Genomic DNA, 14759 nt, shown 5'->3' on the forward strand with positions numbered 1-14759 from the left:
TGTAATGGATAAGAACAAAGATCAGGAGTTAAAATATTTAGTTAATCAAATAAAAGATGAAAAGAAATATGATGAGTACCTATAATAGTAGCTAGGAGTCTACAGAGTGGAAATTCTGTAGGCTTTTATTTAGTTTGCTTGAAAATAGAAGAATAAAGCAACGCATATTTAAGATTACTATCTATAAATTAAGTTTTAAAATCAAAAATACTAGCAAGTAATAACTTTTCAGATATTGCCATGAACCCTGGGGTCATAACAGAAACTGGAAGTTTATGTTTGCTTTTATCAAATTATTTAATGTATGTTTTGGTAGTTTTTTTGCAATGATTTGAGCTGCTGCCATACTATACCTTTCTATAAGTTTATCCATGTTTTCTGGTTTGTTTATCTTTACGGTGATGTTGGATTGTTTCAAATAGGATGCCTCCAGAGTAGTGATTAGTATATGTATATTAATATTTGGAAGAAATGATGAGGATTATCAAATTATTTTGTTATGTGTGTTTGGGAGATTTGTAATATCTAGATGAATATTGTTGAAATTTAGATTATATGTTAGTATGATATAAACATTGAAAAAAATGTAATATACGTAATTATATGATTAATTTAATTAAATATTGGGGGGATGATGATGAGAAATATTCTTTTGGTTGAAGATGATATTAACCAGCGGCAAATTTTAAAGGAGATGTTATATGAAATAGATGCTAAATTAAATATTTATGAAGCGTCTGATAAAGATGAAGCATTAGATATTTTAGAGAATATTTTTATAGATCTATTTTTTTTAGATATTTCTTTAAAGAATTCTTCAGGATTAGATCTTGCATTGCAACTTAGACAGATGCCTAAATATGAATTTGGATGGATTATTTTTATAACAACTCATATGGAATATATAACCCAAGCATTCAAACAGGTACATTGTTATGATTATATTTTAAAGCCTTATAGCAAAGAAGAAGTAAAAAATATGGCACAACGTATTATTGAATACATTAAGAATAATAATTTTAAAGAGAATAAGGATGACAAACAAGACGTTGTTTTTGAGTTGATAAAAGGTATTAAGGTGAAGATAGATATAAAAGATATTATTTTTATTGAGGTTAGATTAAGGACATGCACTATACATACTACAAATGGTAAATATAAGATTGCTGGATTAACTTTAAAAAAAGCACTAGAATTAATTCAATATAAAGAGATTGTACAGTGCCATAAGTCATTTGCAGTTAATATAAATTATATAAGCAAAATAGAAAAGATTCTTGTAAAGGCTTATGAAATATATTTTAAAGGATATAAAGAAACGGTTCCTTTGAGTTATAAATTTAAAAATAAAGTAATGAATATATTTAACTTGACTAATTAAACTTGTTACTATAGGGTAAAGGAAGTAGGTAAATATGTACATAATTAGAGAATTTATAATGACATTTATTGAATTAATATCAATTTTTATTTTATGGTTAAAATTTGGTTCATGTATTGATAATAAAATAATGAAAAATCTAGCAATAATATTAATTAGTACATTTGTTTCGAGTATAACTCATGGAAATATTTATATTAATATATGTTCTAGTTATTTAGTAATTATATTATGTGTTTCATTATTTTATAAAAAAAGATTTATAAGGACATGTTTAGAGTTTTTAAGTGTTGTATTTACTATTATATTGATTCAAATTATAACTATTTTTATTTTAAAAGTTTTGATTGGAAAATTTGAAGGAACATTTATATTTAATTTCAGTGGCAATATAGCGGTAATGTTTTTTTCAATAGTTATATATTACTTTGTTCCAAGTAAAAAAAAATATTTTGAAATAGATATTATTAATAAAGTAGGTTATTATTTTATTATAAATTCTTTGGCATATATAGGAATTTTAAAAGTGATATGGGATTATGATAAAAATATAATTTTAGATAATACGGTTAAATTAATTTTAATATTAGTTATAGTACTTATTTTTGAAATATTTTCATATCGATACATATTTAAAATTCAAGAAGAAAAAAGTATTTCTGACTTGCAAAGTAAATATACTCCTATTTTAAAAAATATAACAGATGAAATAAGGCAAAGACAGCATGATTTTAAAAATCATTTGAATGTTATAAATGGTTTAGTAGAGGTTACAGAAGAAAAACAATTAAAGAATAAGTTAAGGGAATATATAAAAACATTAAATGATTCTATTAAAAACATAGAAGATGTTATATATATAGATAATCCCATATTGAGAGCGATAATATACATCAAAGCTTATGAAGCAGAAAAAAAAGATATAGAATTTTCTTATTCAATAGATAATTCATTAGAAGACTTAAATATAAAAGATTATGAGGTGTCAGAAATAATAACAAATATTATAGATAATGCTTTTGAAGCTATTGAAAATTTTAATGGAGAGAAAAGTGTTAATTTTAGAATATATTTAGAAGAAAAAATGAAAGTTATTGAAATTAGTAATAATGGTATAACTATAAAACCAGAAGACATAAATAATATATTTAATAAAGGTTTTTCAACAAATAAAGGTTCAAATAGAGGTTATGGACTTTATAATGTAAAAAAAATAGTTGAACGAAATAAAGGAGAAGTTCAACTACTTTTAAAAAATAATCATACTATATTTAAAGTACTACTTTAGTAAACTATCAGGAGGATCAATTTCTCCCAAAGTCCAACCGAAGCAGAATTGCAAATAATATGGGCAAAAGCAATTAGGCATATTCCCAACAAATGAGTCATCTTTTTAGAGAGTTTGAATTTTTTCATTGTTAATCTCCTCGTTGTTCTTATTATATAATAATTGTATTGATATTAGTGAAATTGTTATAATACCACAATTTAAATAATACTTATCATTTAAATAAAACAATATAATGATTGTCCATACTATAGTAGAGAAGATAGCTATAATTTTCAAAATACACCTTCTTTTTTTATTTTTAGCTGATCTTTTCGCATTTGGATAAGGGGATTTCACGGTAATTATTAAAATGTTTAATAAACCTAATATGTAATAAAATAATGAGTTTAATTCAGGCAATAGAGGTCCAATTACTGATGTTATAGTAAAAAATAATGTTGACCATATAAGACACTTTAGTGAAGTGTTAGCATGTAAACCACCAGAAAAAATCCTTATAGAAAACAAAATTACCATAGAGAATAATAGATAATTCAATGTTCCTATGAAAAAGAATAAAGTAATTATAATTATAATCTTAAAAACTTCATTCAAAATAGCTTGTAATGCATAATTAATTTTTTCTAGATCATCAGTATTTTTTATATTACTATTTTGTTTTATAAAATTTGTTACTTTATTTGTTAGTTTAATAATCATATTTAGTTCACCTACAATAAATCATCATAGTATATATTAAACATTATGAATGAAATTATAAAGGCATATAGCATAAGAGGGAAAAAATTCAACATAAGAGGGAAAAGCATAAGAAAAGTATTTCTTATGCTTTTAAATTTCCGTGATATGTATTTTGTATTGAATTTTAATTAAAATTACTTAAACTGAATGTAGTTGTTAATTTAAAAACAATAATATTATTTTATTTATTGTTAAAAATCTTGATCAAGATTAAAGATACAGAAGAGAATTTATTTTGGAGGTATTATTTTATGAATAAAGGAAAAATAACCAAACTATTATGTACTGCTCTTGTTACTTGTAACTTAATTGGTGGAACTACAGTCTACGCTTCAACTATTAATGATACTGATTCTAAGTTATCAGATAGCATTAAAGCAACCACTACATTTGAAGAAAATACAAGCACAGAAACATTAACCCAAAACGAAGAAGAATTAAACCAAAAATTGTTAAAAAAAGGACTCCCATCGTATTATCTTGATGATATGCCATTAGCTTTAAAAGAAGATATCATACAAAATTCAGGAACTTTCCAATGGGCCGAAGTAGGTTCAAGACCAAAAGGTAGTAGAGTCCGCAGAGATATTTCTAGTTCAGAGTTAGATTTCTACATGCAATGTTATAATACTAAAAGTTATAAGGGCAAAATACGCCAAAAAATTTATGTTTATTATAAATGGAAAGGACATGGAGTTCCTCTATGTAGATTTACTGATTGCTTCGCCATTTCTTGGGAAAATGATTGGTCAGCAGTACCTGATTCATGGTATCATGTTGATGAAGTTCGTTATCAGGATGGTTCAACAGACTTTTCTGAATACTCTACAGTTGCAGATATAAAATCCACTGGTATTTCATGGGATGCAGATTTAAAGGCATGGGCTATTCCTTTTGGAAAGTATGAAAAAAGTGTAGGTGGTTATGGCAGAGTTACTATTGAACAAAACACAAAAGGGAAGCCTTCAACTAATAAAGTATGTGCTAAATATGCTCATGCTACAAGTCCTTGGAGTGGTTTAGGTTTTACATTTGGTCCTGCCTCACTTTATCTTAATGGAAAAGGTGATACGAAAGGTGCAAGTCACTATCTAGATCTTTAAAAAATAGAAATCAACTTATAAGTATTTTAAATTTGTTTTTTATTTAATAAGGTGTTATAGCCATCAAGTATATTTTAAAATTATGTGTTTTTTATTTGATGGCTATATATGTGCCATAATATGATTTTTCTAATTGAACTTTTATTTTAATTGAGCAAATTTCATAATTTTTAATTGTTGATATAGCTAAATTTTTCTCAACACAAAAAGGAGATTCACCCCCAAATGTTGAATATATTAAGTACGACCAAAATCACCAACAAAAGGAGTGAACCTCACTTATGTATATTCAACAGCAATGTTTATTATCCTTTGAGAAAATTATAAAATATCAACAAAAAACAAAATTAGAGATGATTCTTGCTCAATTAGATTTTACTAATATCTTAAATTTTTTATCTTCTAAAAGCGCTGTGCGCGGCCCGAAAGGGTGGAATTCTTTAACTTTGTTATATTCATTAATTGCAATGCAATTAGAGCAAATTAAAACAATAAAAAAATTAGTCGATAGACTTGAAGCAGATCCTGTTTTTAGATATACCTGCGGTATTAATGTTTTGGATTGTGCACCTTCTGCTTCAACATTTAGCAGATTTTTAGATAAAATATCTAGCTCTAATGAGCTGGAAAGAGACTTTGAATCTCTTATATTAAAAGTAAAGGAATTAAATATTATTGATGGTACAAATGTTGCCATAGATTCTACTAAGTTAAATGCTTATGAAAAATCTAAACCATCATCTAAACTTAAAAATGATGGAGTCTCTCCTAACTGGGGAGCTAAAAATGATACAGATGGCAATAAAATAAAGTGGTTTGGATTTAAATTACACATACTTGCTGACTGTAAAAGTGAATTGCCATTAAGCATATTACTTAGCCCTGCTAGTTATAATGATGGAGATATGGCTTTGCCACTAATAGCTAAATTCAAAAATACCTATTGTTCAATATTTGAATCAGTAAATTACATTATGGATTCAGGCTATGATTATAAAAAGTTTATAATTACATCACCAATATTATTAAAGCTCAACCTATAATAGCATTAAACACAAGAGGAGCATATGCTCCACCAGAAGGCATGAATGAGAATTTTCATCCAATATGCTCTCTTGGATATCCATTAACATATTGGGGAAAGGACGGAAACTATTTAAAGTTTAGATGTCCTCATGCAACTGGTAAAGTAAACTGTCCCTACGGGATGAATTGGTGTAGTAATTCTAAATATGGTCTATGCTATAAAGCAAATTATAAAAAAGATAACAGATTTTATAGTTATCCTTTAAGAGATTCAAAGGAATGGCAATATCTCTACAATAAAAGAAGCTCTGTTGAAAGGTGTAACTCTCGTTTAAAGGAATATCTGAGTACTGATAATATCCGTTCTGCAGGAATCCGTAAGGCTAAAATATTTGCTTTATTAAATTGTATTACATTAGGAGCAGGTACTATTGCAGTCAATCAGCCTGACGGCTTAAAAAAAGTAGCGTAGAATAATTTTGAAAAATTAATAAGTTATCCACAGGCACGGTAGTACTTAGCTTTGCTATTATCTTTTTTAGTGTTTTCAGTAACTTATTTTCACAAATATTAAAAATATAATTGTGCAATTTGCTCAATTATATAATTTTCACGTGTTTAATCTAATATAAGGAGGCAATTATGTCTAAATCTAAGAAATTATCTATAATATTATTTTTGATAATTTTTATACCAATAATTTTTTTAAAAAACAACTCTAGAGCCTCATATGTTGAAAAATCTAAAATTTCTGAAGAACATATTAATAAGCTTTTACAACAAAAAGGAGTTCCTTTAGAATTAATAAATACTATTCCTCTGAATCTTAAAAATGACATAATTAAAAACACTGGTAATTTTATTGATAAAGCACTAGCCTCATCTGAAAAAAAAATTAATCAATCTATTCCAAATAAAAAACTTGATTTATGTATAATGGTTTTTGATGCCCCTAAATATACAAATAAAAAACGTAGATATATTTATAGTTTTTTCAAATGGAAAAATGGTAATATTCCTTTATTTCTTAATAAAGATATTTTATTAATTACGTGGGAAAATGATTGGTCAGCAGTACCTGATTCATGGTATCACGAAGATCAAATATTATACAAAGATAGTTCTAAACATATTTTCAAACATACTACCATTGNCCTAACACCTCTCAACCCCCTAAAACAACAAGAATATCTACAGCATATATTCGTAATTCTATATTTCCAAAAGATTTTAAAATTTCATTTGAAAATTCATCAATAAATATTAATAAACCCTTACCTTTAAAAAAGATATCTTTAACTTTAGATTAATTAATTAACCCTAGGAGATGGCAAATAGTCCCCTAGGAAATTTCTCTTATTGCTCTTCATGTTTTGGTGGGGGCGTTGTTATTTTTTGCCTTACTATTAATGTCAAGATTATTTTGCACAATTGTGCCAATATTTTTATGTACAATTTTGCTAGTTAGCCTTATTAGATATCTTAGAGAGAGCAGAAGCTGTTCTATAAGAATTACCTAATATATTTACAATACTGGAATGATGAACCAGTCTATCAAGAATAGCGCTAACTAGCATATTATCCACAAATATTTGACTCCTGTATTTTAAACAAAGATTAAGGAGAGATTTTTATGAAAAAATTTAAAAAATTACTTAGTGTTTTAACTATTTTAGGAGTTTTAGGTACATCTACAACTGCATATGCTAAAATTGGAAAAAATACTGTTTGGAGTACTGGTTACCCATGATGAGGAAATAAAAAAACAGGGAAATAGGGTGGTGAGTTTATGAATAAGATTAATAAAAAAAGAATTCTCATATTTATTATATTAGTATTTACAGTTTTAAATATTAGTTGGTTTTTAATAACAAGTATTAGGTATAATAAATTTGTAAAAGTTATACCTAAAAATAGAGCGGGTGTGCATGCTATAAGAAAAGAAGAGTTATAAAATAAATAGAGCTTTTATCGCTTTTTCTCGTATATCTTTTTTATCCTTTTCATTGATTTTCCTCCTAAAGTTTTCAAAAATTTTAACTGCTTATTTTGGTTACTAAGTAATCATAATAAGCCATTAATACTTTTAATGACTTATTTCAAGTTCTTTATTTCTTTGATTGAATTAAGTTCTTCTAATAAATGATTTGCAATAAGTTCAGTAGCTTTTTCTTTATCTTCGTATTGTGAGAGGGAGAGAGTGAAATGAGAGGATATGAGATCTAAGTATTTGTCGGTTATAGCTTTAAAATCATCAGCTGTTAAAGTATTTTTTGCTGTATCAGTATTATTGTGGTGAGGAATAAGTATGCTAGTCAAGATTTCTCTTGTAGGGATGTCCAATTCCTTAACAACATTCATAAGCAGCTCTAACTTAAAAACATCATTTCTAGCATTCTCAATATTATTTATAAGTCCAGCTGATACATTTAGTTTATCGGCTAAGTCTTTAGTAGAATAGTCTTTGAAGTTCCTATATTTTTTTATTATGGCTCCAAGAGAAGAAAGATTAATGGTCATGATAAAATTCACCTCCTAGTAAGATTATGGACAAGTTTGTGATAAAATAATACATATAAATCTTAAATATCTATTTATGTAAAAAAATTAAACAATAAAATATAATAGTAGATAAAAGTATTTTAGTTGTTTGTAGTTGGGAGGTAAAGCAAAATGGGTAAAGAACAATTTCAAGAAAGAATTGAATTAATTAAGGGAGATATTACAAAGTTAAAAGTTGATGCAATTGTGAATGCTGCAAATAGCAGTCTTTTAGGTGGTGGAGTAGATGGAGCAATTCATAGAGCTGGTGGCAAAGAGATATTAAATGAGTGTATTGAAATAAGAAACAAGCAAGGTGGTTGCAAAACTGGTGAAGTGGTGATAACAACAGCTGGTAAACTTCCAGCCTAATATGTTATTCATACTGTTGGACCAGTATGGAGGGGCGGTAACAATGATGAGGAGCAGTTATTGGCAAATTGTTATATTAATAGTTTGAGAGTGGCTGTTGAAAATAAAGTAGAAACTATTGCATTCCCCAATATTAGTACTGGAGTTTATAGGTTTCCAAAAGATCTTGCAGCTAAGATTGCACTTGAAGAGGTAGCTAAATTTTTGTCAACTAACCATACAATTAGAAAAGTAACTTTTGTATGTTTTGATGATGAAAATTTTGGGCTATATTCTGAGAGGATGGGAGAGTGCCAGTATATCCTTTGAAAATATTTACAACTATAGGTTTATGATAATAGAACTTACTAGTTTAATTATATTATATTATATTATATTATATTATATTATATGTATAGTAATATAAATAGAATAAGATCAACTAGATTGACATTATGCAAGTTTAGGATTATGAAAGCTGAAGCGTACCATAAATAAGTGAGGATTTTGTTTAATAGCTTCATATATCTAGTATAACTGTTTTTTCAGTGTTAGTTATTTAAACAAAATAGGATAAACCTACTAATATTAAAATAACACCGATAGCTCAAAGGAAATATACACCATTAAAACTGAGAGTTTAGCCAAATAACAGAAGAAGTTTTCTAAAAAGATACGAGGTACACGAAGATGAGATTATAATCAAGGATGAATTTTCAACAAGATTAACGAGATATAGATAATGGGAAAGTAGGGGAGCAAGAGAGTGCAATAAGTGTGATACTTACTTATTTGGATTTGAAAAGTGGTACAAGATGGTATATTATTAATTAGGATTATATCTTTAAACACAAGCTTCCATAATACAAATAATTAATCTTAGATAATGATATTAATATTCTAATTTTTAACTACAGAAAATAATTTAAATTTGGAGGGCATTAATGAAAAATTATAAATATATGATTAAATTACTAGTATTATATTTAACTTTTACATTTGTTTTGACAGTTGCATATAATTATTTTCCAATAATTATTCATTTTAGTTTATTTGGTCAAGAGTTATTTTACTCTGGGATTATAACCAATATGTATAGTAGTGTAATAGATTTTATTTTATTAACAATTGTTTTTACAGTACTATTAGACAAGAATAAGAAGAAAGATATTATTAGAGAATATAAAGAGAATATAGACGATTGTAGATTTTGGGATGGCAAAGAAGCTGGATTTAAAATTGCTGGAAATATTAAAAGGTTACAAGAACATGAAGTTTACGAGTTAGACATTTCGAAATGCTTTATGGTCTCAATTATTTTGAAGAAAGTTACATTATCAAATAGTAAGTTAATGGGTGCGGTTTTATCTGAATCAAATTTTGAAGGATCTGTGATGCAAGGGTGTAACCTACAAGGTGCATACTTGATTAATTCTATAATGCGAAAAGTTGATTTTTCTAATAGCAACCTAAGGCATATAAAATGTAATGGTGCTAAATTAAATAGCATAAAGGCGAATAATTGTAATTTTGAATATGCAGATTTCACAGATGCGGATTTAAGATACTCAATAATTAAAAATGCTAATATGGATAAAGTGAATTTTACAAATTGTGATTTGGAAAGAGCAAATTTATTAGGTGCATTAAATCTAGATGTGAATGAATTAATCAAGTGTAAATCACTAAAATACATTAAGCTTGATAAAGAAATATTAGAAAAAGTAAAAAAATTAAAGCCAGAGTTGATGTAAAGAGCTTTCTCTCCTCTTCCAAAACAACATAATTGTCTTGGAACAGGAGGGAATCGAACCACTCACTAAATATACTAGATATTTAGTCACCATTGACTGCTGCCCTACTTAAATTATACATAATATTTTACCAAGTTGCAACTGTTATCGCAAATTTTTGTAAGTTATTACGGATAATATGACATTAAATTAAGAGATGTATAAAATTCACATAAATTTGAATATCAGCGAAAATTTTTAACGAGGCTTCTAAGAAATGATAAGGAAGAAAGAATTATTGAAATACTATATTAATATAATATTATTTAATAAAATTATCTAAAATGGCTTTATTGAAAAACCTCACTTGCTATTGATACGGAGAACCGTACCATAAATAAGTGTGGTTTTTTCGTAAGATAAACTTATAACATTATAAAAGGAGAAGCTTTATAGACTTCTCCTAGTTACTTATTATGTGCATTGCTTTCTTATTTTAATATTTAAATTTATATTTGAATATTAAATGCTCTTCTATATAGTAATTAAGCAGCATTATTGTGAAAGCGTTGGAAAAGTGTAGTGTAAGCATCTGCTATCTCGTTATCTGCATTGGGTAAAATGCTATTAGTTAAATTGTACTTATCCATTACTGATTTTAATTCATTTGGATTTAATTCAAAGAATTTAACTATTGATTTTTTACTTTCAGGTATAGTTTTCCTAAACTCTTTTTTGTGTGTTGGTTCTTCCAGAATATTATCATCTAGACTCATAACTAAAGCGAGGTTTAATTCTTTATTTTTAAACCATTTTAACTTGTCCCAAATAAACGAATATGCTCTTGCACTAGTTAAGTTAGGTTTATGGATAACTATATTTTTAGGAACAAGCATGATATATTCCTCTTTATTTTTTAGGTTATATGGTAAATTAAATTCTTTATAGACCCACTTACTATTATTGTTAAGTACTTTTATTCTAAAGGGTCTTGTTTTAAATAAATATTTGTTAGCTTGGCTTATTGTAAACTCTAATAGTGATTCTTTACAAATACTTAATATTATATCTGAAATTGTATCATATGAAACATTTTCAAGAAGTAGTGTGCATTCTTCAATATCATTCAACTTTCCAGTTCTTACTGCAACACTGTTGTTAAAAGCATTATATATGTCTCTTGCCTTTATTTTTCCAACTGATTTTCCATTTTTATCTGTTGAATATCCAAAGTGGATACCTCTAGTATTTTTCTCAGAAAATCCTTCAATGAGTCTTATTGCTTCTTCTTTCTCACTATCTTTTATTAAATTTAGCATATGCTTAAAATGCTTATTTAATAAATAATTCATTTTCATAACAAGTTTGTCTTTAGACTTTCGTATAGCAAAAGGGTTAATAAAACATGGTAAATCTAATTCAAGAGGCACATCAACAAACTCAATTTCATTTTGAATTAACTTAAGATTGTAGTTACTTGTAACGGTTAAAAGTTCTTCTTTTTTGGAATGTTTTTGCATAAACATTCCTCCTTTCTTTTATTTTTATATTTATTATTTATATAAAACTAAAAGAAAAAGATAAATACCTAAACATATAGTCAAATAAATTTACTAAATTTTTAAATATTATCAGGAACTATTGCATTTTAAAATTTGAGTGTATATAATCTATATAGAATGGTTAAGATTATATACATAGATGTTTGGATAATAACACTACATTCTATGTAATGCGAAGATAATGAGATACTGGTAATATCTCGTCTTCCAATAGTTGCTGAACACATAACATAAAAATATGTGTTCTTTTCTCTTAGCATTAATTGTTATTCATTATAATTTTCTAATCAAATATATTTTTTGAGCATATTTCACTACCTGACTTATTATTTAAATAATAATCTAAGAAATTGGCATCTTTTCTAATTCTATTGCCTTTACTATCTTTACAGTTAAATAAGGATACCAATGTGGATTCAAAATTGTTTTTTTCTACAAAATAAAAACCATCTCTTCTAATTAACTTCTCATAAAGCAACCAAGTTTCATGTGTAGTAAAAATTAATTGTGAATTTGATTTGTTTTCATTTTCAAATAATTCAATTATAAATTTATGTAAATATGGATGAATTTTAGCATTAATTTCATCAATAAATAATACTCCACCTTCTTCTAAGGTTTTCAATAAATATTGAAATAAAGAGAACATTTTTCGTGTGCCTGCGGATAGCTCAACAAGAGGTATCTTTACATTTATACCTTGGTTATTTTTATATACAACATCTACATAAAAATTCCTTGGTTCATCTTCTCCTGAAGGTAATTCTTTTACATCAAAATCAACTATATTTTCATCAAAACAACTTAAATATTTAATAAGCTTATTTTTAACACGATGACTATTCTCACTATCATTTATTAAACATTCTGGTAAATTGATATCTCTTACCAATATCTCTATTTCATTTCCAAAATTAATTACGTTGTTTTTTAGGAACCAGTTTCTTATATCTGATAATGATGTTATATTTAACTTAGCACCTAATGATACAATTAATACATTATCACTTAGAGCTTGGTTTAAATTCTCTAAATAATTAATAAATTCTTTGTTTTCACTTTTAATACTTAACTGGTTTCTTTCAAATATATTAGTATATTTTTTGCTGTTTATTGCTCTAACACGTAAAGATTCTTTTTCTATTTTATTATTTTTTATGTGAAAACTATAATTAATAACTTTTTTTGAATTTCCATATTTACCTATAAAACTAACTTCAAATTTTGTTGGAATATTTAGGAATTTATCTTCAAAAATAAAGGGTGGAGTCTTAGGCGGTTTCTTTTTATTGTTATCATCAAATGCAAAAGAGTTTATTACATATAAACTCATATGTTTAAAAGCAGAGTAAACATTTGATTTACCTACAGAATTTAAACCAAATATAGAAACAATATTTAAATTTTTATCTGTACTAATTTTTGACACTTGATTCTTATGCTCTGAAATATTTTTAGCTCTCAAATCTAATATCGTTTCATTTTTAAATGATTTATAATTTGTAAATTTAAAATACCTTAACATATATAAACATCCTCCTCAAATATCAATTTTAAAAATATATAAACGTATTTTCATTAAAATACATAAATGTTTTTAATTTAGGCAATGAATATGAGCCATTTTCTCATATAATTATATAAAATTGATATTTAATACAGTTTTATTATAATTACTTTCCTGATGAAAGTCAATAGTTATTCTTTGGTTTTTTTATAAAATTGCAATAATTAAATGGTTATATGAGAAAATTTCTCGTATAACTATATATGGTGTTGGGGGGAATTCGTATAATCTATTTGTGTTATTGTCATTATAGTAATCAAAAATATTAGAATCTAGAATGGAACTATGGTTGAAAAGATAAGTTAATATTATGAGTTAAAGCATAATGTTAAACATGGAATGAGATAGAATATATTTCATTCTTGATTACAAATAATATAAAGGGTGCAAAAAGACTTAAAAGTAAACTAAAAGAATTTTTGAAAGAGATGGAGAATTTAACAGATGAAGAAGTGAATAATAAAGTGATAATAGTAACATCAAGTAAAAACATAAAATTAATATCTAAAAACTGGAATTTATTTATGATAAAGATGAACCAATATAGTGGATAATTTAGGTGTACATGTTAATATGAGATTGGAATGTGAAAAATATATTTCCAATAGTGCTATGGGAAGATAGGAAATTTAATTCTAAATTATTAACTGCACAAGTATTAGTAAAAGGGATTAGAATGTCTGAAGAAGATAAATCTCCACAGCTAAAAGTTAGAGTATGAAAAATCGTATATATAACTAAGTGAGGAGAATCGTACTATAAATAATGGTGTTTTTTTAGTTTAGGATAGTGGTTAGGTGTGCTTTATCTTCACAAGTGTATTCACAACAGAAGAAAGTGTTAAAATAAGAAGGACTTGCATTTACAAGTCCTTCTTATTCATAGCATCTATTAACTTCCAATACTTAACCCTATCCGGCCACTTAACTCCTTTCTCCCACCAACCCCAAGTCTTTTCAGAAACTCCAATAACCATAGCAGCTTCTTTTAAAGTAAGCTTATTTTTTTCTCTCCAATCCCTAATTTTTTTACCATAATCCCCAACCACAAACTCATAATACCCATCAAAAAAATACTCCAAAGGAACTTCCAAACATTCAGCAATCTTCTTTAGTTTTTCAGGTGATGGAAAAGCTCTATCAAATTCATAAGTATCCATAGTTCCATCAGCAACGCCAATATACCTTGTCAGTTCTTCTTGAGAAAGTCCTTTTAGCAGTCTTTGTTTTCTAATCCTATTACCAACAGTAGTTTCAGGTAATTTATTTAATAATTCAGCTTTGACATCTATTTTTGTGTTATTGGTAATTATTGTATTTTGGTTCAGAGAGCAGACGTATTCTTAAGGGAGATGGAAAAATATCTTCCAAAGATGTATAGAAATTTGATGGAGATATACAAAGAAGTAGGAACAGAAAAGGAAGAGGAAACTATAAATGAACAATATAATTTAATAGAGGGAA

General features: G+C 26.4%; 15 protein-coding genes and 3 pseudogenes. 11 read left to right on the forward strand and 7 right to left on the reverse strand.

The genetic code is table 11. The features are described 5' to 3' along the window. Positions 1-253: 253 nt before the first annotated feature. Complete coding sequence (locus tag OIO11_RS04285; protein WP_268070134.1) at positions 254-418, reverse strand: hypothetical protein; 165 nt, start codon at positions 416-418, stop codon at positions 254-256. A gap of 219 nt (positions 419-637) precedes the next feature. Between OIO11_RS04285 and OIO11_RS04290 the strand changes: the two genes are divergently transcribed. Beyond that, a complete protein-coding gene (locus tag OIO11_RS04290; protein ID WP_268070135.1) occupies positions 638-1381 on the forward strand; it encodes a LytR/AlgR family response regulator transcription factor in 744 nt (247 codons plus the stop codon). 34 nt (positions 1382-1415) lie between these two features. Beyond that, complete coding sequence (locus OIO11_RS04295; RefSeq protein WP_268070136.1) at positions 1416-2669, forward strand: sensor histidine kinase; 1254 nt, start codon at positions 1416-1418, stop codon at positions 2667-2669. A 105-nt stretch (positions 2670-2774) separates the two neighbouring features. On the opposite strand, the gene OIO11_RS04300 is transcribed toward OIO11_RS04295, so the two are convergent. After that, positions 2775-3371, reverse strand: coding sequence for an accessory gene regulator ArgB-like protein (locus tag OIO11_RS04300; RefSeq protein WP_268070137.1), 597 nt, complete (start codon positions 3369-3371; stop codon positions 2775-2777). Between the two features lie 293 nt (positions 3372-3664). Here OIO11_RS04300 and OIO11_RS04305 point away from each other — a divergent pair, with 293 nt between their 5' ends. The 3 genes from OIO11_RS04305 to OIO11_RS04315 all read left to right on the forward strand — a co-directional run bounded on the left by OIO11_RS04305 (position 3665) and on the right by OIO11_RS04315 (position 6014). After that, positions 3665-4516 (forward strand): hypothetical protein, encoded by an 852-nt coding sequence (locus OIO11_RS04305; RefSeq protein ID WP_268070138.1) that lies wholly within the window; start codon positions 3665-3667, stop codon positions 4514-4516. Between the two features lie 281 nt (positions 4517-4797). Then, the gene (locus OIO11_RS04310) at positions 4798-5559 is read left to right on the forward strand and encodes a transposase (RefSeq protein WP_268070139.1); all 762 of its coding nucleotides are present in this window, start codon (positions 4798-4800) and stop codon (positions 5557-5559) included. A 41-nt stretch (positions 5560-5600) separates the two neighbouring features. After that, positions 5601-6014: a transposase gene (locus OIO11_RS04315; protein ID WP_268070140.1), complete on the forward strand. Its 414-nt coding sequence runs from the start codon at positions 5601-5603 to the stop codon at positions 6012-6014. Positions 6015-7002: 988 nt separating this feature from the next. Here the strand turns inward: OIO11_RS04315 and OIO11_RS04320 are convergent. Then, positions 7003-7149 (reverse strand): annotated as a pseudogene (locus OIO11_RS04320) (ATP-binding protein); the annotation flags it as partial. Between the two features lie 182 nt (positions 7150-7331). Between OIO11_RS04320 and OIO11_RS04325 the strand changes: the two are divergent. After that, positions 7332-7496, forward strand: a complete 165-nt coding sequence (locus tag OIO11_RS04325) for a hypothetical protein (protein WP_268070141.1) — start codon at positions 7332-7334, stop codon at positions 7494-7496. Positions 7497-7636: 140 nt separating this feature from the next. On the opposite strand, the gene OIO11_RS04330 is transcribed toward OIO11_RS04325, so the two are convergent. After that, complete coding sequence (locus tag OIO11_RS04330) at positions 7637-8062, reverse strand: helix-turn-helix domain-containing protein (protein WP_268070142.1); 426 nt, start codon at positions 8060-8062, stop codon at positions 7637-7639. 153 nt (positions 8063-8215) lie between these two features. Between OIO11_RS04330 and OIO11_RS04335 the strand changes: the two are divergent. Then, positions 8216-8764: pseudogene (locus OIO11_RS04335) on the forward strand (O-acetyl-ADP-ribose deacetylase). Between the two features lie 614 nt (positions 8765-9378). Continuing rightward, positions 9379-10188 carry a pentapeptide repeat-containing protein gene (locus OIO11_RS04340; RefSeq protein WP_268070143.1) on the forward strand — a complete coding sequence of 270 codons (810 nt, stop codon included), beginning with the start codon at positions 9379-9381 and terminating at the stop codon, positions 10186-10188. A gap of 524 nt (positions 10189-10712) precedes the next feature. Here the strand turns inward: OIO11_RS04340 and OIO11_RS04345 are convergent. After that, positions 10713-11687 (reverse strand): hypothetical protein, encoded by a 975-nt coding sequence (locus tag OIO11_RS04345; protein WP_268070144.1) that lies wholly within the window; start codon positions 11685-11687, stop codon positions 10713-10715. 325 nt (positions 11688-12012) lie between these two features. Next, entirely contained in the window at positions 12013-13254 is a 1242-nt protein-coding gene (locus tag OIO11_RS04350) for an AAA family ATPase (RefSeq protein ID WP_268070145.1), read from the reverse strand. Between the two features lie 404 nt (positions 13255-13658). Between OIO11_RS04350 and OIO11_RS04355 the strand changes: the two genes are divergently transcribed. Together OIO11_RS04355 and OIO11_RS04360 are read left to right on the forward strand one after the other, a co-directional pair. Next, positions 13659-13850 (forward strand): hypothetical protein, encoded by a 192-nt coding sequence (locus tag OIO11_RS04355; protein WP_268070146.1) that lies wholly within the window; start codon positions 13659-13661, stop codon positions 13848-13850. Between the two features lie 32 nt (positions 13851-13882). Further along, the gene (locus OIO11_RS04360) at positions 13883-14017 is read left to right on the forward strand and encodes a hypothetical protein (RefSeq protein ID WP_268070147.1); all 135 of its coding nucleotides are present in this window, start codon (positions 13883-13885) and stop codon (positions 14015-14017) included. A 141-nt stretch (positions 14018-14158) separates the two neighbouring features. Here OIO11_RS04360 and OIO11_RS04365 read toward each other — a convergent pair whose 3' ends face one another. Continuing rightward, positions 14159-14623: a helix-turn-helix transcriptional regulator gene (locus tag OIO11_RS04365; protein ID WP_326497915.1), complete on the reverse strand. Its 465-nt coding sequence runs from the start codon at positions 14621-14623 to the stop codon at positions 14159-14161. Here OIO11_RS04365 and OIO11_RS04370 point away from each other — a divergent pair. Then, positions 14600-14759, forward strand: a pseudogene (locus tag OIO11_RS04370) (mannose-1-phosphate guanylyltransferase); the annotation flags it as partial. The gene OIO11_RS04365 and the pseudogene OIO11_RS04370 overlap by 24 nt on opposite strands.

Source organism: Clostridium sp. ZS2-4 (assembly GCF_026719745.1).
In the GTDB taxonomy this organism is placed as follows: Bacteria; Bacillota; Clostridia; order Clostridiales; family Clostridiaceae; genus Clostridium_H.

What these genes read in the sequence shown, in the direction of transcription:
- OIO11_RS04290 (WP_268070135.1), top strand. Translation starts at nt 638, where the DNA reads ATGAGAAATATTCTTTTGGTTGAAGATGATATTAACCAGCGGCAAATT.
- OIO11_RS04295 (WP_268070136.1), top strand. Translation starts at nt 1,416, where the DNA reads ATGTACATAATTAGAGAATTTATAATGACATTTATTGAATTAATATCA.
- OIO11_RS04300 (WP_268070137.1), bottom strand. Translation starts at nt 3,371, where the DNA reads ATGATTATTAAACTAACAAATAAAGTAACAAATTTTATAAAACAAAAT.
- OIO11_RS04305 (WP_268070138.1), top strand. Translation starts at nt 3,665, where the DNA reads ATGAATAAAGGAAAAATAACCAAACTATTATGTACTGCTCTTGTTACT.
- OIO11_RS04310 (WP_268070139.1), top strand. Translation starts at nt 4,798, where the DNA reads ATGTATATTCAACAGCAATGTTTATTATCCTTTGAGAAAATTATAAAA.
- OIO11_RS04315 (WP_268070140.1), top strand. Translation starts at nt 5,601, where the DNA reads ATGAATGAGAATTTTCATCCAATATGCTCTCTTGGATATCCATTAACA.
- OIO11_RS04325 (WP_268070141.1), top strand. Translation starts at nt 7,332, where the DNA reads ATGAATAAGATTAATAAAAAAAGAATTCTCATATTTATTATATTAGTA.
- OIO11_RS04330 (WP_268070142.1), bottom strand. Translation starts at nt 8,062, where the DNA reads ATGACCATTAATCTTTCTTCTCTTGGAGCCATAATAAAAAAATATAGG.
- OIO11_RS04340 (WP_268070143.1), top strand. Translation starts at nt 9,379, where the DNA reads ATGAAAAATTATAAATATATGATTAAATTACTAGTATTATATTTAACT.
- OIO11_RS04345 (WP_268070144.1), bottom strand. Translation starts at nt 11,687, where the DNA reads ATGCAAAAACATTCCAAAAAAGAAGAACTTTTAACCGTTACAAGTAAC.
- OIO11_RS04350 (WP_268070145.1), bottom strand. Translation starts at nt 13,254, where the DNA reads ATGTTAAGGTATTTTAAATTTACAAATTATAAATCATTTAAAAATGAA.